The sequence below is a fragment of the Pseudomonas sp. S5D5 genome (assembly GCF_003013355.1).
GTDB classification, from domain to species: domain Bacteria; phylum Pseudomonadota; class Gammaproteobacteria; order Pseudomonadales; family Pseudomonadaceae; genus Aquipseudomonas; species Aquipseudomonas aylmerensis.
The window spans coordinates 4,769,979-4,786,938 of the sequence record NZ_PTEO01000001.1 but is presented as its reverse complement, the minus strand read 5'-3'; the positions used below and the strand labels follow the sequence as shown (position 1 = coordinate 4,786,938).

General features: G+C 62.5%; 17 protein-coding genes. 7 read left to right on the top strand and 10 right to left on the bottom strand.

The features are described 5' to 3' along the window. Positions 1-145 precede the first annotated feature (145 nt). The 4 genes from C9990_RS21680 to C9990_RS21665 form a co-directional block, all read right to left on the bottom strand. A complete protein-coding gene (locus C9990_RS21680) occupies positions 146-1,060 on the bottom strand; it encodes a LysR substrate-binding domain-containing protein (protein ID WP_205571659.1) in 915 nt (304 codons plus the stop codon). Between the two features lie 145 nt (positions 1,061-1,205). Continuing rightward, positions 1,206-2,525, bottom strand: coding sequence for a dicarboxylate/amino acid:cation symporter (locus C9990_RS21675; RefSeq protein WP_106804640.1), 1,320 nt, complete (start codon positions 2,523-2,525; stop codon positions 1,206-1,208). 97 nt (positions 2,526-2,622) lie between these two features. Next, positions 2,623-3,498 (bottom strand): alpha/beta fold hydrolase, encoded by an 876-nt coding sequence (locus C9990_RS21670; RefSeq protein ID WP_065901300.1) that lies wholly within the window; start codon positions 3,496-3,498, stop codon positions 2,623-2,625. Between the two features lie 198 nt (positions 3,499-3,696). Further along, positions 3,697-4,155 carry a VOC family protein gene (locus C9990_RS21665; RefSeq protein WP_106804639.1) on the bottom strand — a complete coding sequence of 153 codons (459 nt, stop codon included), beginning with the start codon at positions 4,153-4,155 and terminating at the stop codon, positions 3,697-3,699. Between the two features lie 226 nt (positions 4,156-4,381). Here C9990_RS21665 and C9990_RS21660 point away from each other — a divergent pair, with 226 nt between their 5' ends. From C9990_RS21660 to C9990_RS21650, 3 genes are read left to right on the top strand one after another with little or no spacing between them, the layout of a single operon-like run. After that, positions 4,382-5,605 (top strand): SfnB family sulfur acquisition oxidoreductase, encoded by a 1,224-nt coding sequence (locus C9990_RS21660; RefSeq protein WP_106804638.1) that lies wholly within the window; start codon positions 4,382-4,384, stop codon positions 5,603-5,605. Between the two features lie 3 nt (positions 5,606-5,608). Further along, positions 5,609-6,274: a methionine ABC transporter permease gene (locus tag C9990_RS21655; protein WP_065901293.1), complete on the top strand. Its 666-nt coding sequence runs from the start codon at positions 5,609-5,611 to the stop codon at positions 6,272-6,274. 30 nt (positions 6,275-6,304) lie between these two features. Then, positions 6,305-7,075 carry a MetQ/NlpA family ABC transporter substrate-binding protein gene (locus C9990_RS21650; protein ID WP_106804637.1) on the top strand — a complete coding sequence of 257 codons (771 nt, stop codon included), beginning with the start codon at positions 6,305-6,307 and terminating at the stop codon, positions 7,073-7,075. Positions 7,076-7,196: 121 nt separating this feature from the next. On the opposite strand, the gene soxR is transcribed toward C9990_RS21650, so the two are convergent. After that, on the bottom strand, positions 7,197-7,646 hold the full coding sequence (soxR, locus tag C9990_RS21645; protein WP_065901289.1) for a redox-sensitive transcriptional activator SoxR: 450 nt from the start codon (positions 7,644-7,646) through the stop codon (positions 7,197-7,199). Positions 7,647-7,746: 100 nt separating this feature from the next. Here soxR and C9990_RS21640 point away from each other — a divergent pair, with 100 nt between their 5' ends. After that, the gene (locus C9990_RS21640) at positions 7,747-8,112 is read left to right on the top strand and encodes an antibiotic biosynthesis monooxygenase (protein ID WP_065901287.1); all 366 of its coding nucleotides are present in this window, start codon (positions 7,747-7,749) and stop codon (positions 8,110-8,112) included. Here C9990_RS21640 and C9990_RS21635 read toward each other — a convergent pair. The 4 genes from C9990_RS21635 to msuE form a co-directional block, all read right to left on the bottom strand. Then, positions 8,101-9,204, bottom strand: a complete 1,104-nt coding sequence (locus C9990_RS21635) for a sigma-54-dependent Fis family transcriptional regulator (protein WP_106804636.1) — start codon at positions 9,202-9,204, stop codon at positions 8,101-8,103. The genes C9990_RS21640 and C9990_RS21635 overlap by 12 nt on opposite strands. Positions 9,205-9,215: 11 nt before the next feature. Further along, positions 9,216-10,403 carry an acyl-CoA dehydrogenase family protein gene (locus C9990_RS21630; protein WP_065901282.1) on the bottom strand — a complete coding sequence of 396 codons (1,188 nt, stop codon included), beginning with the start codon at positions 10,401-10,403 and terminating at the stop codon, positions 9,216-9,218. Between the two features lie 188 nt (positions 10,404-10,591). Further along, complete coding sequence (gene ssuD / locus C9990_RS21625) at positions 10,592-11,734, bottom strand: FMNH2-dependent alkanesulfonate monooxygenase (protein ID WP_106804635.1); 1,143 nt, start codon at positions 11,732-11,734, stop codon at positions 10,592-10,594. 9 nt (positions 11,735-11,743) lie between these two features. After that, a complete protein-coding gene (msuE, locus tag C9990_RS21620; protein ID WP_065901278.1) occupies positions 11,744-12,307 on the bottom strand; it encodes an FMN reductase in 564 nt (187 codons plus the stop codon). 398 nt (positions 12,308-12,705) lie between these two features. On the opposite strand from msuE, the gene C9990_RS21615 reads away from it, so the two are divergent. From C9990_RS21615 to C9990_RS21605, 3 genes are all read left to right on the top strand, one after another. Next, positions 12,706-12,975: a hypothetical protein gene (locus C9990_RS21615; protein WP_065901276.1), complete on the top strand. Its 270-nt coding sequence runs from the start codon at positions 12,706-12,708 to the stop codon at positions 12,973-12,975. Between the two features lie 233 nt (positions 12,976-13,208). Beyond that, positions 13,209-14,369 (top strand): cysteine desulfurase family protein, encoded by a 1,161-nt coding sequence (locus tag C9990_RS21610; RefSeq protein WP_106804634.1) that lies wholly within the window; start codon positions 13,209-13,211, stop codon positions 14,367-14,369. A 50-nt stretch (positions 14,370-14,419) separates the two neighbouring features. Beyond that, entirely contained in the window at positions 14,420-16,228 is a 1,809-nt protein-coding gene (locus tag C9990_RS21605) for an aminopeptidase P family protein (protein WP_106804633.1), read from the top strand. Between the two features lie 106 nt (positions 16,229-16,334). On the opposite strand, the gene C9990_RS21600 is transcribed toward C9990_RS21605, so the two are convergent. Beyond that, a complete protein-coding gene (locus C9990_RS21600; RefSeq protein WP_106804632.1) occupies positions 16,335-16,925 on the bottom strand; it encodes a 2-hydroxychromene-2-carboxylate isomerase in 591 nt (196 codons plus the stop codon). Between the last annotated feature and the right edge of the window lie 35 nt (positions 16,926-16,960).

The following is a 16,960-nucleotide window of genomic DNA, read 5'->3' as shown; positions in this document are numbered from 1 at the left end:
CAGGCAATAAACCCTTGCTTGGCCCACCCCAAACTGTAGGCGCCGGCTTGCCGGCGATTGCAGTGTCAAATATTGCAAACTGACCCACCGCTATCGCCGGCAAGCCGTCTCATACCGTCGGGCGGCGTTGCTCGGCAATATGGCTTTAGATCGACAGCCCTTTGAAGTGCTCCTGCAAGAACTCCACACACGCGCGCAACTTCCCGGAATACGCTAGCCGCGTCGGGTACACCGCCCACACGTTGGCACTCTGGGTGTAGGCGTGCAGCACCTGCACCAGCTTGCCCTGCTCCAGCAGTGGCTTCACATCCCACATCGAGCGCAGCAGTACGCCGCGCCCATCCAGCGCCCATTGCAGTACGATCTCGCCATTGTTCGAGGACAACGGCCCGCGCACGCGCACGCTCTCCTGGGCGCCGTCGTGCTCGAGGTTCCAGATGCCGAAGGCGTTGTCGCGCTCCTTGAGCACCAGGCAGTCGTGCTGCTCCAGGTCGCTCAAGTGTTGCGGCGTGCCCCGGCGTTGCAGGTACGCGGGCGCGGCGCACAGCACCCGGCGATTGCTCACCAGGCGCCGGCCGATGTGCTGGCCGGGGATGTCGTCGCCTACGCGGATCTCCAGGTCGAAGCCTTCGCTGACGATATCCACCACGCGGTCGAACAGGTCCAGGCGGATTTCCAGGTCCGGGTACTGCTCCGCCAACAACGACAGGGCCGGGGCCACGTGGTTGCGGCCAAAGCCGAAACTGCTGCACAGGTGCAGGCGGCCACGCGGGCTGTCATGGGCATCGCTGAGTTCATCGGACAGTTGCTGGAAGTCTTCGAGAATACGCACGGCCCAGCGCTGCACCCGTTCACCGTCTTCGGTGAGGGCGATGCGGCGGCTGGTGCGGTGCAGCAGGCGGGTGGCCAGGGTGGTTTCCAGAATCTGGATACGCTTGCTGACATACGCCGGCGACAACCCCAGCTCATCGGCGGCGGCAGCGAAGCCGGCCTTGCGGATCACGGTCAGGAACACCCGCAGGTCTTCGGGTAGGGGCACGGTATCTTTCTTATGGGTCATCAGAAACAAGCGTGGCGGCATGAGCCGCCAGAATAGCACCGGTGTGACGAGGCAGCGTGCTGCCGCTGGAATGTGCAGCGCTCCGATCTTTTTCGGGGCCGCCGCGCAGCCCGACGGGCGCAAGCTCCCACGCCACCGTCAGGGTTTACTCGGCAGCGGTTTTCGCCTGTGCCGCCTGTGCCGCCTGGGCAGCGCGCGCATGGCGGCCGCGCTTGAGGGCGATCGGCGCCATCTTCTCGCGATCCAGTTCGCCCTCCCAGGCGGCCACCACCAGGGCGGCCACGGCGTTGCCGATGATATTGGTCAGCGAGCGGCATTCGGCCATGAACCGGTCGACGCCGAGGATCAGCACCATCGCCGCCACCGGCACAGTCGGCACCACCGCCAGGCTCGCCGCCAATGCCACAAACCCGGCACCGACCACCGCACCGGCGCCTTTGGAGGTGAGCATGGCCACCGCCAGCAGGGTCAGTTGTTGCTCAAGGGGCAGGTGGATATTGGTCGCCTGGGCCAGAAACAGCACCGCCAGCGTCATATAGATGTTGGTGCCGTCCAGGTTGAACGTGTAGCCGGTCGGCACCACGATGCCCACCACGCCCTTGGATGCGCCGAGGCTTTCAAGTTTCTGGATCAGTTGCGGCAGCGCCGACTCCGACGAGCTGGTGCCGAGCACGATCAACAGTTCCGACTTGATGTAGCCCATTAACTTGAAAATGCTGAAGCCGGCATAGCGCGCGATGCTGCCCAGCACCACGGCGATAAAGAAGAACGCGGTGATATAAAAGGTGCCCACCAGTTTCAGCAGCGGCAGCAACGAGCCCACGCCGTATTTGCCGATGGTGAAGGCAATCGCACCAAACGCACCGATCGGCGCGACGCGGCTGATGATGCCGACAATGCGGAAGAACACCTCGCTGGCCTGGTTGATCACGCCCACCAGCGGCCGACCTTTTTCACCGACCATCACCAGCCCGACGCCAAACAGCACGGAGACGAACAGCACCGGCAGGATCTCGCCCTTGGAAAACGCATCGAAAAACGTTGTGGGAATCACGTGCAGCAGGAACCCGGTGATGCCTTCGCCATGCTCGGCCTGGCCGACAAAGCCGGCAATCGCCGAACTGTCGAGGGTCTTCACATCGATGTTGAAACCGACGCCCGGGTGCAGCAGGTGCGCGGCGAGAATGCCGATCAGCAGGGCGATGGTGGACACCACTTCGAAGTACAGCAGCGCCTTGCCGCCGACCCGGCCCACCTGCTTCACGTCGTGCATGCTGGTGATACCGGAGACCACCGTGCAGAAGATGATCGGGCCGATGATCATTTTGATCAGCTTGATAAAGCCATCGCCCAGGGGTTTGAGGTCAATACCGATCTGTGGCCATTGGTGGCCGATCAACACGCCCAGCGCGATCGCGATGAGCACCTGGATATACAGGGTTCCCAGCAGTTTTCTGATTGTCATTGTTATTATCTCGAGACGTTGTTTTGGGCAAAGCGAACCCGTCGCAGGCCGTTGGCAGCCTGCGAGGCGGGTGTGTCAGGTCACGGGGTGATGCGGCTCAGCGAAGGAAGGCCAGGACTTCGCCAAGCAACAACTCGGGGGCTTCTTCAGCGATGTAATGGCCGGCCGGCAGGGCCTTGCCGCGAACATCGGTGGCGACTTTCTGCCACTCCTTGAGCGGCTCGAAGCAGCGGCCGACGGTGCCTTCGGCGCCCCACATGACGAGCAGGGGCAGGTTCAGGTGGTTGCCGGCGTCGATATCCGCCTGGTCGTGCTCAAGGTCGATACCGGCGGCAGCACGGTAGTCCTCGCAAATGCCGGTGGCGCTGCCCGGCAACTTCAAGCAACGCAGGTAGTCGGCGAAGGCTTCATCGGTGAACGGCTTTAGCCCGGCACTGCGACTGCCCATCACGCTGCGCAGGTACAGCTCGGGGTTGCTCTCGATCAAGGCTTCGGGCAAGGGCGCCGGGCGAATCAGGAAGAACCAGTGCCAGTAAGCGCGGGCGAAAGCCTCGTCGGTTTGTGCATACATCGACAGGGTTGGCGCGATATCCAGCAACACCATGCGCTGCACGGCCTCGGGATGATCCAGGGCCAGTCGATGGGCCACACGGGCGCCACGGTCGTGGGCCAGCAGCGAAAACTGCGCAAAGCCCAGGGCCTGCATCAGCTCGACGCCATCGCGGGCCATTTCGCGTTTTGAATAATTAGTGTGATGGTCATTGGCCGGCGGCCTGCTGCTGTCGCCATAACCGCGCAGGTCGGCGGCGACCACGGTGAAGTGCTCGGCCAGCTGCTCGGCGACTTTATGCCAGATGACATGGGTCTGCGGATGCCCGTGCAGCAGGAGCAGGCCGGGACCCGTACCGCCTTTGCGGTAGCTGATGTCCACGCCGTTGACGTGGCACTGGTCTTTCTGGAATCCGGCGAACATGGAATGACTCCTTGTGATGATTGCCTGCATCCTGGAATCACGCGGCGTTCGCGGCAAGGGGGAAAACGTGGAGGGGTTGTTCATGAAGTGTGTAGGAGCTGGCTTGCCCGCAATGAAATCGACCCGGTATGCCGGATAGAACGAGTGGTCTGCATCGCAGGCAAGCGCCCACATTTGATCGCCATGGCCTCAGGTATTTCAGCCTTGCTTGAACATCTCCATGGCACGCTGGCGGATCTGGTCCTCGGTCAGGTTCTCCTTGCGCGTCGCGAGGAACCACAGGTGGCCGAACGGATCCTTCACGCTCGCGGAGCGGTCGCCGTAGAACTGGTCCTTCGGCTCCGACACCACCGTGGCGCCGGCAGCCACGGCTTGTTTGAATTGCGCGTCGACGTCGTTCACATACAGGTGCAAGCCGACACTGGTGTGTGCGTCGGGATTGCGCAGGGCCATCTCCGCGCAGGGTGTGCCGAGCATGATCGCCGAATCACCGATACGCAGCTCGGCATGCCCGACTTTGCCGTCGGGCATGTCCAGGCGCATGACCTGCGTGGCGCCGAAGGCTTTCTTGTAGAACTCGATGGCTTGCGCGGCGTTGTCGATGCCCATATAAGGCGTGACGCTGTGATAGCCCTCGGGAATGGGTTTAACGCTCATATCGTTCTCCTCAGGTGGTGGTTATGGAGGCACGGCCTTTTCACTATAGGCCACGTATCGCGGGGCCTGCGGGCAGCCGACGAGGTGTTCGCCAGGCAACAGTGAACGGGCAGATTGCTGCGCCATAAGCGCCGTCGCGGCGCTTTTACAGGGCCAGGCCGTGTGTTTGCGGGCACGGCACAGAAGCTGCAATGCCTCAGGCAAACCATTCGCCCGAGAGCGTTGTATGTCTGTACTGCCTGTATCTGCCGATTACCCGATCCACAGCCCCCACGCCGAGTTGATTCGCGACGAAGCCCAGGCCATTGCCGTCGCCCACCGTGTCGCCGCGGTGTTGCTGGAGCAGGATGCCGAGCGCGACCGCACGCGTCAGGTGCCCGCCGAGGTCGTCGACCTGTACTCCAACAGCGGCCTCTGGGGCATCAGCGTGCCGCGCGAGTTCGGTGGGGCGCAGGTGTCCTACGCGGTGCTGGCCCAGGTGATCGCGATTATTTCGGCGGCCGACCCGTCCCTGGGGCAGATCCCGCAGAACCATTACTGCCTGCTCGAAGATATCCGCCTGCAGGGCACGCCCGAGCAGCAGGCGCATTTCTTCGGCCTGGCACTGCAAGGCCATCGGTTTGCCAATGCGCTGTCGGAAACCGGCGGCAAGAATGTGCAGGACATCCAGGCGACGATCCGCCGCGAAGGCGACGGCTATGTGATCAACGGGCGCAAGGGTTATTGCACCGGTTCGCTGTACGCCCATTGGCTGGCGGTGCTGGCGCTGGACGAGCAGCAAAATGCCCAGTTGGCCTTTGTGCCGCGGGGGACCGAGGGGCTGGTCGTGGTGGATGACTGGGACAGCATGGGCCAGCGCACCACTTCCAGCGGCACGGTGCTGGCGCAGGACCTGCGGGTGCCGGCGTTCAATCTGTTTGCTACTCACAAGTCCTACGATTCGCCGACTTTGGCCGGCCCGTTCGCACAGCTGACCACTGCCGCTATCGACGCCGGTATTGCCCGCGCCGCGCTGCGTGACACGGTCGCGTTCGTGCAGCAATTCGCGCGGCCGTGGATCGACGCTGGGGTGGAAAAAGCCAGCGAAGACCCGCTGACCATCATCCAGGTCGGCGCGCTGGATATTCGCCTGGAAGCCGCTGAGGCGCTGCTCGAACGTGCCGGTCGGGCCCTTGATGCCGCTCGCCCGGCACCGGATGAAGACTCCGTCGCCCACGCCTCCCTGGCCGTGGCCCGCGCCAAGGTCCTGACCACCGAAATCGCCATCGAAGCCAGTAACAAACTGTTCGAACTCGGCGGCACGCGCTCCACCCTGAAAAAGCACAACTTCGACCGTCACTGGCGCAACGCGCGGGTCCACACGCTGCATGACCCGGTGCGTTGGAAATACCACGTGGTGGGCAACTGGCTGCTCAACGGCGCCAAGCCACCCCGCCACGATTGGTCGTGATGCATGGCTGAATTATTCAAGAACATCTACTGGGCCGATATCGGCCAGGCCTGCCTGGAAACCCTCAGCATGCTCACTGCGGCGCTGGGTTTTACCGTGCTGCTGGGCTTGCCGCTGGGCGTGCTGCTGTTTCTCACCGGCAAGCGCCAGTTGCATGAAGCACTGGTGGTGTACCGGCTGCTGTCGGTGGTGGTCAACGTGCTGCGTTCGCTGCCGTTCATCATCCTGCTGATTGTGCTGATCCCGCTGACCACCTTGCTGGTCGGTACCTCCCTCGGCGTACCGGGCACCATCCCGCCGCTGGTGGTGGGTTGCACGCCGTTCTTTGCACGGCTGGTGGAAACCGCGCTGCGCGAAGTCGATCGCGGCGTGGTGGAGGCTACCCAATCGATGGGCGCCAGTACCTGGCAGGTGATTCGCCACACGCTGTTGCCGGAAGCCCGCGGCGGGCTGCTGGCGGCGGTGACCGTCACCGCGATTGTGCTGGTGGACTACACCGCCATGGCCGGGGTGATCGGTGGCGGAGGCCTGGGTGACCTGGCGATTCGCTATGGCTACCAGCGGTTCCAGACCGACGTGATGGTGGTCACCGTGGTGCTGTTGCTGGTGCTGGTCCAGGCACTGCAGATGACCGGTGATCGTTTGGTGGCGCGATACAGCCGCCGTTAATGCCTCTTACAAACTGCCTTTGGAGCACCCATGAAAAAGTCCCTGGCCATCTTGGCCGCTGTCCTGTCGATGAATGCCTTTGCCAATGAAAAGTTGATCGTGGGCGCCACACCCGTGCCTCACGCGGAGATCCTCGAGTTCGTCAAACCGGTGCTGGCCAAGGAGGGCGTGGACTTGCAGATCAAAGTCTTCACCGACTTCATCCAGCCCAACCAGCAACTGGCGCTGAAAAACATCGACGCCAATTACTACCAGTACCGACCGTTTCTGGATGACTACAACAAGACCCGCCACACCGACCTGGTGCCGGTGGTCGGTGTGCATATCGAGCCGTTTGGCGCGTACTCGACGCGCATCCAGAACATCTCGGAACTGAAGGACGGCGCCACCGTGTCGATCCCCAACGACCCGGTCAACACCGGCCGCGCCCTGGTGCTGCTGGATGAGGCCGGGCTGATCAAGCTCAAGGACCCGAGCAACACCCTGAGCACCCCGCGTGATATCGCCGAGAACCCCAAGCACCTGAAGATTCGTGAGCTGGAAGGCGCCTTGCTGGCCCGCTCGGTCAGCCAGGTGGACCTGGCCTTCGTGTTCGCCAACTACGCGCTGGAAGCGGGGATTGATACCAACAGTGCGTTGATCGTCGAGAAGGGTAAATCTTTGTACGTCGAGTACCTCGTGGCGCGGCCGGACAACATCAACGATCCGCGCATCCAGAAGCTCGCCAAGGCGTTGAATTCCGATGAAGTGCGCCAGTTCATCCTGACGCGCTACAAAGGCCAGATCGCCCCCGGTTTCTAAGGATCAACACCGATTAAATGTGGGGGCTGGCCTGGGCGATAGTATCACCACGGTGTGACTGGTTTACCGAGGTGCCTGCATCGCCGGCAAGCCGGGCTCCTGCAGGGTATGGGTGTGCGGGTCAGGATGCAGGGCTGGGTTCCAACAGTTGCGCCCCCGGCCCGTGCTCACCGAGCTGATCATCCTGATTGCGCAGCGGGCACGCCTCCAGCGACAGACACCCGCAACCAATACAACCACTGAGTTTGTCGCGCAGCAGCATCAGCTTGTTGATGCGCTCGTCCAGGTCTTGGCGCCACAGCGCCGACAAACGCTCCCAATCCTGTGCGTTGGGCGTGCGTCCATCCGGCAAGGTCTGCAAGGCCTCGCCAATGGTCGCCAGCGGAATCCCCAGGCGCTGGGCGATTTTGATCACCACCACGCGGCGCAATACATCGCGAGGATAGCGCCGCTGGTTGCCGGCATTGCGATTGCTTTTGATCAGCCCCTTGGCCTCGTAGAAGTGCAGGGCCGTCACCGCCACGCCACTGCGCGCCGCCAATTGACCGACGGTGAGTTGTTTGTTGAGCATGAAAAACTCCGAGACAACGCTTGACCTTGACTTAACTAGAGGTTTTACCCTGCGTGGCATCGAATCGCAAGATTCTGCCTACAGAGAAAGGGGAGTGTTCATGCAGGTATCAGAGAAAAATCGCAGCTTCACTCAAATGATCGAGTTTCACATCGAGCCCCGGCAGCAAGTTGCCCTGGTGGCCGCCTTGTCTACCCAAAGCGAGCGCCTGGCCCAAGGCCATGGCGGCTTTATCAATGCGAGTGTGCAGGTCAGCGACGATGGCCGGCGGGTGCTCAGCTATCTGCAATGGCGCTCGCGCGAGGACGGCGAGGCGGCGTTCAAATGCTTTGAGCACGGCGAGGAGGATTTCTGGACGCTGATCCGCGCCCACCAGGCCACGGCCGTGACCTTCGGTTCGTTCCAGGTGCTGCGCAGTTTCGAGCGCAGCCATGACAATGCCTTGCACTGCCGCCTAAATGGATAGGTGCAGCATCCGCTCGCCCTGGACGTTCTCCCCGGGGCGGCGCTTGTTCACCGCCAGTTCGCCGATCTTGATCAGGCGGGTGCGGGTGACGTTGCGGCTCAGGCCCAGCAGGTTGGCGGTGTGCACCTGGTTGTAATGGCTGAAGCGGTACGCGGCGCGTAACAGCGCGTCTTCGACTTTTTCATGCAGGGCACCGGCCTGTTCTTCAAAGAGCTTTTGAAACGCCCGCTCCAGCAGGGCTTCGGCGCTGTTGTCGGTGCTGTTCTGGCTGTCGTCCTGGCGTTCGATGCGCATGTTCGACAGGCGCAGGTCGTCGCGCTCGATCACGCCGTTGCGGCAGATCAGCAGGGTGTGGTGAATCACGTTTTCCAGCTCGCGGATATTGCCTGGCCAGCTGTAACTCTTGAGTTTGTGTTCGGCCTCGCGGCTGATGGTGATCGGGCCGTAGCCCAGGCGCTGGCTGTAGGCTTCGATAAAGTGCCGGGTCAGCGGCAGGATGTCGCCGGGCCTTTCGCGCAATGGGCTGAGTTCGAGGCTGACCACGTCGAGACGGTAGTAGAGGTCTTCGCGGAAATGCCCGGCGTTGATGGCTTTTTCCAGCTGCACGTTGGTGGCCGCCAATACGCGTACATCAATCGGAATGCTCTTGCGCGAGCCCAGGCGCACCACTTCGCGCTCCTGCAGCACCCGCAGCAATTTGACCTGGATGGCCATCGGCAAGTCGCCGATTTCGTCCAGGAACAAGGTGCCGCCATCCGCCTCTTCGAACCAGCCGGCCTTGGCACTGAGAGCGCCGGTGAAGGCGCCTTTTTCATGCCCGAACAACTCGGCCTCCACCAGCGATTCAGAGAAGGCGCCGCAGTTCACCGCCACAAACGGCCGGTTACGCCGCGCGCTGAGGTTATGGATATGCCGCGCCACCAGCTCTTTACCGGTCCCGGTCTCGCCGATGATCAGCACACTGGCTTCGCTGGGCGCCACTTGCTGGATGTGGTCGAGCAGCGCCTGGGATTTCGGGTCTTCGAAAACCTGGGCCGTGGCGCGGATGGAGGTCGCGAGGGCGGGCGAGGGCGGTAGGGTTAAAAGCTGCATGGGCACCTCTCTTAGGAATAGAACGTGGGAATCGGCAGGGACTGGTTCAACGCCCAGTCCCCCAGTTCGTGGAGTTTGTAGTCCACCGGATCGTGCAGGGTCTGCGTGCGCAGGTTGCGCCAATGGCGGTCCAGGCGCAGCGACGCGTGGGTGGAGCGCGCGCCGGTGACTTCAAACAGGCGGCTGCACAGGTCCAGGCCCTGGCGGGTGGCGGCGACTTTGGCGGTGGCGATGGCAATAGCCAGTTGGCCACGTTCGTTTTCCGTCAGGTTGGGGCCTTTGGCCCAGGCCTGGTCGAGCAACTCGGCGGCGCGCTCCACCAGCAGGCGCACCCCCTCCAGGGCGACCCAGAACTCACCGTAGTGATGCAGCACGTAAGGGTCCTGGCGCACGTCCTCGGCTGAGGATTTGTGCCAGGAGCGGGTCTCGGTCAGCGTGTAGTTGCGCGCTTCTTCGAAGGCGCCTTCGGCAATCCCGAGAAACATATGCGTGAAAGTCAGCTGCGCGATCAACGGGCGCAGGCAGGCGAAGGGCGTGCTCAACGGGCCCGGGTCGAGCAGCAACTCCGACTCCTCGACGCGTACGCGTTCGAAGCTGGCGCTGCCGCTGTCGGTCTGGCGCTGGCCGATATTGTTCCAGTCGTTGTGCAGGGTGATGCCACTGCGGCCGCTGGGAATTGCTGCGATCAGCAGTTTGCCGCCGGCGCTTTCATCCACAGCCGAGGCGATCAGCATTTCCGAGTCGCTGGCGCCGGAGCAGAAGCTCTTTTTGCCGGAGAACTCGCGCCAGCCGCCGAAATCCTTGACCACGGTGCGGGTGTCCAGCGGGTTGAGGGCGTTGCCCCAGAACCAGTTCTTGCGCGCGGTCTGTTCGAACCACGGCTGCCATTGGTCCGGCCGCGAAAACAGGCGCACGGTGGCGAGCATCAGGTGGTGGAAGCCGAAGACATGGGCGATGGAGCTGTCGACCTTGGCGAATTCGCGCACGATGCCCAGGGTGTCGCTCCAGCGCGCGCCGAGGCCGCCGTACTGCGTGGGAATGCTCAGGGCCAGCAGGCCGCTGTGGCGCAGGGCGTCGCGTTCGGCCTTGGGCGTACCGCCGCGTTCGTCGCGCTCGACGGCGGTGAGGGCGAATTCGGCGGCCAGCAGTCTGGCGGTCTGCAGCGGTGATGGCAGGACGCTGTGGGGTTTGGCTGTCACGCGGGGTTCCTCAATGTCTATTTCGCAATGAAGGCTAAATGTGGGAGCGGGCTTGCTGTGGCGAGGGAACGGGTTCCCGTTCGACTGCCTAGCAGTCGCCAGCTTTTGGGGGCGCTTCGCACCCCCAGCGGGAGCAAACTCCCTCGCCACATAAGCTCCGTTCCTACATAAAGCCGATCTCACTGCACTCAGGCCTTGGTGGTGGGCAGTACATCGTTGGCAATCATTTCGCCGAACGGGCCAGTGAGGTTGGTGACGCCACGTCCGGCAAGGCTGGCATAGGGTTCCGGCAGCAGCGGGAACACCAGCTCGGCAAACCGATAGGCTTCTTCCAGGTGCGGGTAGCCGGAGAAGATGAAGCTCTCGATGCCCAGGTCCGCGTATTCCTTGATGCGTTCGGCCACTTGCTGCGGGTTGCCAACCAGCGCGGTGCCGGCGCCGCCACGCACCAGGCCGACGCCCGCCCACAGGTTGGGCGCGATTTCCAGGTTGTCGCGGCGCCCGTCATGCAAGGCGGCCATGCGGCGCTGGCCTTCGGAATCAAAGCGCGAGAAGGATTTTTGCGCGGCGGCGATGGTGTCGTCGCTGATGTGCTCGATCAGTTTGTCGGCGGCTTTCCAGGCTTCCTCTTCGGTCTCGCGCACGATCACGTGCAGGCGGATGCCGAACTTCACGGTACGCCCGTGACGGGCGGCGCGTTCGCGTACATCCGCGAGTTTTTCGGCGACGGCGGCGGGCGGTTCGCCCCAGGTCAGGTACACGTCCACCTGTTCGGCAGCGAGGTCGTGGGCCGCGTCCGAAGAACCGCCGAAGTACAGCGGCGGATAAGGCTTCTGCACCGGTGGGTAAAGTGCCTTGGCATTCTGCACACGCAAGTGTTTGCCTTCGAAATCTACCGATTCGCCCTGCAACACGCGTCGCCAGATCCGTAGGAACTCGTCAGAGACTTCGTAACGTTCGCTGTGGTCGAGGAAGCTGCCGTCGCCGCGGTTTTCGTCGGGGTCGCCGCCGGTCACCACGTTGATCAGCAAGCGACCATTGGAAAGGCGATCCAGGGTGGCAGCCATGCGCGCGGAGACCGTGGGCGAGATGATGCCCGGACGAATGGCCACCAGATACCGCAGGCGTTCGGTCAGCGGCACCAGCGCCGAGGCGATCACCCAGGAGTCTTCGCACGAGCGGCCGGTAGGAATCAGCACGCCGTGGTAACCCAGGCTGTCAGCGGCCTGGGCGACCTGCTTGAGGTAATTGAGGGTGACCGGCCGTGCACCTTGGGTGGTGCCCAGGTAATGGCCATCGCCGTGAGTGGGCAGAAACCAGAAAACATCCATGACAAATCCTTACGCGATTTTCAGCAGAGAAGGGGAATGCGCCGCGAACAATGGCGCTGCTCGTTCTGCCGCCAGTTGAATCCGGGCTTTCAGGAGCTCACTGGTTATTTGGTAGTCGGTGAAGTCAGCTTCGGTGGCGTACACGCCGATCGGCAGGGTCAATGCCTGGAAGAAGCTGAACAGCGGGCGCAACTGATGATCGAGCACCAGCGCATGGCGTTCGCTGCCGCCGGTGGCGGCGAGCAACACCGGGGTGTTGATCAGCGCGTTGAGGTCGACCAGGTCGAACAGGTGCTTGAGCAGGCCAGGGTAGGAGCCGCGATAGACCGGTGCCGCGACGATCAGCAGATCTGCCTGTTCAATCGCCAACAGTTGCGTTTCGACCTCGGCCGGCAACTCATCGCGCGACAGTGCACCGCCCAGTGGCCGGGCAATGTCGCCCAGTTCGATCAGGTGGGTCTGGATCGGCAGCAAGGTGGCCAGTTCGGCCAGTACCGCCTGGGTCAACACGAGGGTACGGGACGGGCGCCAGGTTCCGCCGGAGACGGCTACGACATTCAGGGGACGGGTCATGAACAGTTCCTTTATCAACAGTGGTTCATAGCAGGTGTGTGCAACGTGTTGAGCAAGAGCTGTACCAACGGGTGCAAGCCTTGATTGGCGCGGGCTGCGGCCTTGCGGGTGAAAACGGCTGCTGTTGTCTGATTGGTGATTTGTTGAATGACTGTTGCCGGGGCAACAGTTGCGTGGCGAACAGTGTCGGGCAGCTGAGAGCCATTTATAGAGGGTTACATTTATTCCGTAAATGAACGTATTTCCATATTTATAGATCTTTGGGGAATATGAGGGGGCCGCTATCGCCGGTGCCTTGGCGGTTGATAGCGACTATCACGGACGATGATTTTTCACCGGGGAAGGGCGGGAGTAGCCTGTGTTCATTGACTCGAAACCACCTTTGCAGGGCCGCCGCCATGAACCGATTCCTCGCTGTTTGCTTACTCGTCGTTGCCTCAGTCCTCGCCGGATGTGCGACCCATGCTTCGCCCGAATTACGGCCTTACACCGCAGAAGAAACCAAGCAGTTGGCCCTGGAGGCGCTGAGTCGTCGTGGCTTGTCGTTTGATGAATACCAACAGCAGCGCGCCGCGCTGACCGGCCAGCCACAGAAATCCTTTGGCTTCGATCACCAGGGCGAAATGAATGCCGAACGCAGTGTGACATTGCATGGTCGTCCCAGTTGAGCCCGCGCTCAGCAGCAAAAAGCCCGAGGATTCCCTTAAGGAACCTCGGGCTTTTTGTTTGCCATGCGGGGACTTCAGCCTGTTAAGCTGAATTTCAGGAGCGTTCCTACGCACATTTAAATAAAGTGGCCCTTCTTCAATGGCATTTGATCCGGTAAACCTGACGACCTCTGTTCCGGCTGATGCCCCTGAGACGCTGTTCTCGGGAACCTGTTTTGCGAGTCTTAATTGTCATGAATAAACGTCCGCTGTATTTCGACTATGCCGCCACCACCCCGGTGGATGAGCGGGTCATCCAGGTGATGGTCGAGTGTCTGGGCTTCAACGCCAATTTCGGTAACCCCGCGTCCAGCTCCCACGCGTTCGGCCAGGCGGCCCGGCAAACGGTCGAGCAGGCGCGCCGCCAGGTGGCCGAACTGGTCGGTGCCCAACCTGAGCAAATCGTCTGGACCTCCGGCGCCACCGAATCCAACAACCTCGCCATCAAGGGCGTGGCCCAGGCGCGGGGCGTGGCAGGCGGGCATATCATCACCAGCCAGATCGAACACAAGGCCACCCTGGACACCGCCCGGCAATTGCAGGAAGCCGGCGTGGCCGTGACCTACCTGGTGCCGGACGCGCAGGGCCTGATCAGTGCCGACGCTGTGAGCCAGGCGCTGCGCGAGGACACCTTCCTGGTGTCGCTGATGCTGGTCAACAACGAACTGGGCACCGTCAACGACATCCCGGCCATCGGCGCCCGCGTGCGTGAACATGGGGCGTTGTTGCACGTGGACGCAGCGCAGGGCGCAGGCAAGGTAGCGATCGACCTGGCCGAGTGGCCGGTGGATTTGATGTCGTTTTCCGCACACAAGCTGTATGGCCCCAAGGGTATCGGCGCGCTGTATGTGGGGCCGCGCGCGCAGCAGAAGGTGCTGGCGCAGATCCACGGCGGTGGTCACGAAGGCGGCTTGCGTTCCGGTACGCTGGCCACGCACCAGATCGCAGGCATGGGCACGGCGTTCGCCCTGGCGGCGGCATCGTTTGCCGAAGAACAGGCGCTGATTGTGGCGTTGCGCCAGCGGCTGCTGGATCAGCTGGCGTCAATCGCCGGCGTGCGCCTCAACGGCAGTCCGACCCAACGTATTCCGCACACCCTCAGCCTCACGTTTGGCGAAGGTGAATTCAATGCGGCGGCGCTGAGTGCGGGCATCGCGTTTTCTGCCACCTCGGCCTGTAACTCGGCGAGCAACGCGCCCTCCCATGTGCTACTGGCGCTGGGCCATGACGCGCGCAGCGCCGGCCGCACGATTCGCTTGAGCCTGGGCCGGTTTACCACCGAGCAGGACATCGATCAGGCCGTGCAGTTGATCAAGGCCGCACTCGCCAGCGCACCGGCGTTCTGGGCGGTCTGAATTATCCATTCGCAACACATAACAATTATTCGTGGTTAGCAGGAGACACAATGAGCACGCAGCCTTTGACCCATGGAACGGTTCCCCAGCGCCTGGCGCATACCCGTGAACTGATGAGCCGCGAGGGCATTCACGCCCTGCTGGTGCCGTCGGCGGATCCGCATCTGTCTGAATACCTGCCGGGTTACTGGCAGGGTCGCCAATGGTTGTCGGGGTTCCATGGCTCGGTGGGGACGCTGATTGTGACCGCGGACTTTGCCGGCGTCTGGGCGGACAGCCGCTATTGGGAACAGGCCACCAAGGAACTCAAGGGCAGCGGCATCGAATTGGTGAAGCTGCAACCGGGCCAGCCTGGTCCATTGGAGTGGCTGGCGGAGCAAACCCCGGAAGGTGGTGTGGTGGCGGTGGACGGCGCGGTGATGGCGGTGGCGTCAGCACGGACCCTGGGCGGCAAGCTGGCCGAGCGCGGCGCAACGCTGCGTACCGACATCGACCTGCTCGATGAAGTCTGGCAAGACCGCCCGGCGCTGCCGAACCAGCCGATCTATCAACACCTGCCGCCGCAGGCCACGGTGAGCCGCGGTGAGAAACTCGCCGCGCTGCGTGCCAGCTTGAAGGAGAAGGGCGCCGACTGGCACTTCATCGCCACCCTGGATGATATTGCCTGGCTGTTCAACTTGCGCGGCGGTGACGTTTCGTTCAACCCAGTGTTTGTATCCTTTGCGTTGATCAATCAACAACAGGCCACCTTGTTCGTGGCGCTGAGCAAGGTCGATGCCGAACTGCGGGCGGTGCTGCAGCAGGACGGCGTAACCCTGCGTGACTACAGCGAAGTGGCTGATGCACTGCGCGCCGTGCCGTCGGGTGCCAGTGTGCAGGTCGATCCCGCGCGTGTGACCGCAGGTTTGCTGGAAAACCTGGACGCTGGCGTCAAGCTGATCGAAGGGCTCAACCCGACCACGCTGGCCAAGTCGCGCAAGAGCCTGGCCGACGCGGAACACATCCGCCAGGCCATGGAGCAGGACGGCGCAGCGCTGTGCGAGTTTTTCGCCTGGCTGGACAGCGCGCTGGGCCGCGAACGCATCACTGAACTGACCATTGACGAACACCTGACCGCCGCGCGTAGCCGTCGCCCGGGTTATGTGTCGCTGAGTTTCAATACTATCGCCGCGTATAACGCCAATGGTGCGATGCCGCATTACCACGCGACTGAAGAAGAGCACGCGCTGATCGAAGGCGATGGTTTGCTGTTGATCGATTCGGGTGGCCAGTACCTGGGTGGCACCACCGATATCACGCGGATGGTGCCTATCGGTACACCCAGCGAAGAACAAAAGCGCGATTGCACCCGGGTGTTGAAAGGGGTGATTGCCCTGTCCCGTGCGCATTTTCCCAAGGGCATTCTGTCGCCGCTGCTGGATTCGATTGCGCGTGCGCCGATCTGGGCTGAAGGCGTGGACTACGGCCACGGTACCGGGCACGGCGTGGGTTATTTCCTCAACGTGCACGAAGGTCCGCAAGTGATCGCCTACCAGGCGGCTACGGCGCCGCAAACCGCGATGCAACCGGGCATGATCACCTCGATTGAGCCGGGTACTTATCGTCCGGGACGTTGGGGCGTGCGGATCGAGAACCTGGTGTTGAACCGTGAAGCGGGCAAGACCGAGTTCGGTGAGTTCCTCAAGTTCGAAACCCTGACCTTGTGCCCGATCGATACTCGTTGCCTGGAGCCGTCGCTGCTGACGGCGGATGAGCGTGAGTGGTTCAACGGCTACCATAGCGAGGTGCGCGAGCGCCTGAGCCCGTTGCTCAATGGCGCGGCACTCGAGTGGTTGCAGGTGCGTACCGCGGCTATTTGACCGGTTGCAGTCCAGGCGCCCGGCCAAGGCGTCGGCTATGTAGTCGACTAACGCCTTGATCCGGGCGACTGGCGCCGGTTGGGCGGGGGCGCTTGGCGATCGAGATTCAACTCAAGGCTTCGCGCACAAACTCCAGACGGTCCTGGCCGAAAAATAGCTGGTTGCCTACAAACAGGCTGGGCGCACCGAACACGCCGCGTTGAACGGCTTGCTCGGTTTTGGCCTTGAGGGCGGCTTTCACGCTTTCGTCATTGGCCAAGGCCAGTATCTCCTGCGGCTCAAAGCCGTGTTCGCTGAGCACCGTGGCCACGACGGCGGGATCTCCCAAGTGGCGACCCTCTGCCCACAGCGCGCGAAACAGGCAACCCACCAAATCGTCGAAGCGTTCGGGCTGGTGCAGTTGCACGCCGGTGACAGCGCGCATCAGCACCAGGGTATTGATGGGAAAGTGCGGGTTGAACTTGAGCGTGACGTTGTAGCGTTGGGCGTAACGAGCCAGGTCGTCGAACATATAGCGTCCCTTGGCGGGGACGGTGATCGGCGAGGCGTTTCCGGTGGCCTTGAACACGCCGCCCAATAACATCGGTTGATACACCAACTCTGCGCCGGTAGCTGCGCACAGGGCCGGGAGCTGGGTATAGGCCAGGTAGGTGGCAGGGCTGCCGAGATCAAAGAAGAACTCCAGGGTTTTACTCATGGTCGCTGCTCGCTGATTATTGTTGTGGGGGCGTG

Excerpts from the sequence above, each read along its gene's own strand:
- C9990_RS21640 (WP_065901287.1), top strand. The coding sequence starts at position 7,747 with ATGCAGGTATCAGAGAAAAATCGCAGCTTCACTCAAATGATCGAGTTT.
- C9990_RS21605 (WP_106804633.1), top strand. The coding sequence starts at position 14,420 with ATGAGCACGCAGCCTTTGACCCATGGAACGGTTCCCCAGCGCCTGGCG.
- C9990_RS21660 (WP_106804638.1), top strand. The coding sequence starts at position 4,382 with ATGTCTGTACTGCCTGTATCTGCCGATTACCCGATCCACAGCCCCCAC.
- C9990_RS21665 (WP_106804639.1), bottom strand. The coding sequence starts at position 4,155 with ATGAGCGTTAAACCCATTCCCGAGGGCTATCACAGCGTCACGCCTTAT.
- C9990_RS21615 (WP_065901276.1), top strand. The coding sequence starts at position 12,706 with ATGAACCGATTCCTCGCTGTTTGCTTACTCGTCGTTGCCTCAGTCCTC.
- C9990_RS21600 (WP_106804632.1), bottom strand. The coding sequence starts at position 16,925 with ATGAGTAAAACCCTGGAGTTCTTCTTTGATCTCGGCAGCCCTGCCACC.
- C9990_RS21655 (WP_065901293.1), top strand. The coding sequence starts at position 5,609 with ATGGCTGAATTATTCAAGAACATCTACTGGGCCGATATCGGCCAGGCC.
- ssuD (WP_106804635.1), bottom strand. The coding sequence starts at position 11,734 with ATGGATGTTTTCTGGTTTCTGCCCACTCACGGCGATGGCCATTACCTG.
- msuE (WP_065901278.1), bottom strand. The coding sequence starts at position 12,307 with ATGACCCGTCCCCTGAATGTCGTAGCCGTCTCCGGCGGAACCTGGCGC.
- C9990_RS21675 (WP_106804640.1), bottom strand. The coding sequence starts at position 2,525 with ATGACAATCAGAAAACTGCTGGGAACCCTGTATATCCAGGTGCTCATC.
- C9990_RS21650 (WP_106804637.1), top strand. The coding sequence starts at position 6,305 with ATGAAAAAGTCCCTGGCCATCTTGGCCGCTGTCCTGTCGATGAATGCC.
- C9990_RS21610 (WP_106804634.1), top strand. The coding sequence starts at position 13,209 with ATGAATAAACGTCCGCTGTATTTCGACTATGCCGCCACCACCCCGGTG.
- C9990_RS21680 (WP_205571659.1), bottom strand. The coding sequence starts at position 1,060 with ATGACCCATAAGAAAGATACCGTGCCCCTACCCGAAGACCTGCGGGTG.
- C9990_RS21635 (WP_106804636.1), bottom strand. The coding sequence starts at position 9,204 with ATGCAGCTTTTAACCCTACCGCCCTCGCCCGCCCTCGCGACCTCCATC.
- soxR (WP_065901289.1), bottom strand. The coding sequence starts at position 7,646 with ATGCTCAACAAACAACTCACCGTCGGTCAATTGGCGGCGCGCAGTGGC.
- C9990_RS21670 (WP_065901300.1), bottom strand. The coding sequence starts at position 3,498 with ATGTTCGCCGGATTCCAGAAAGACCAGTGCCACGTCAACGGCGTGGAC.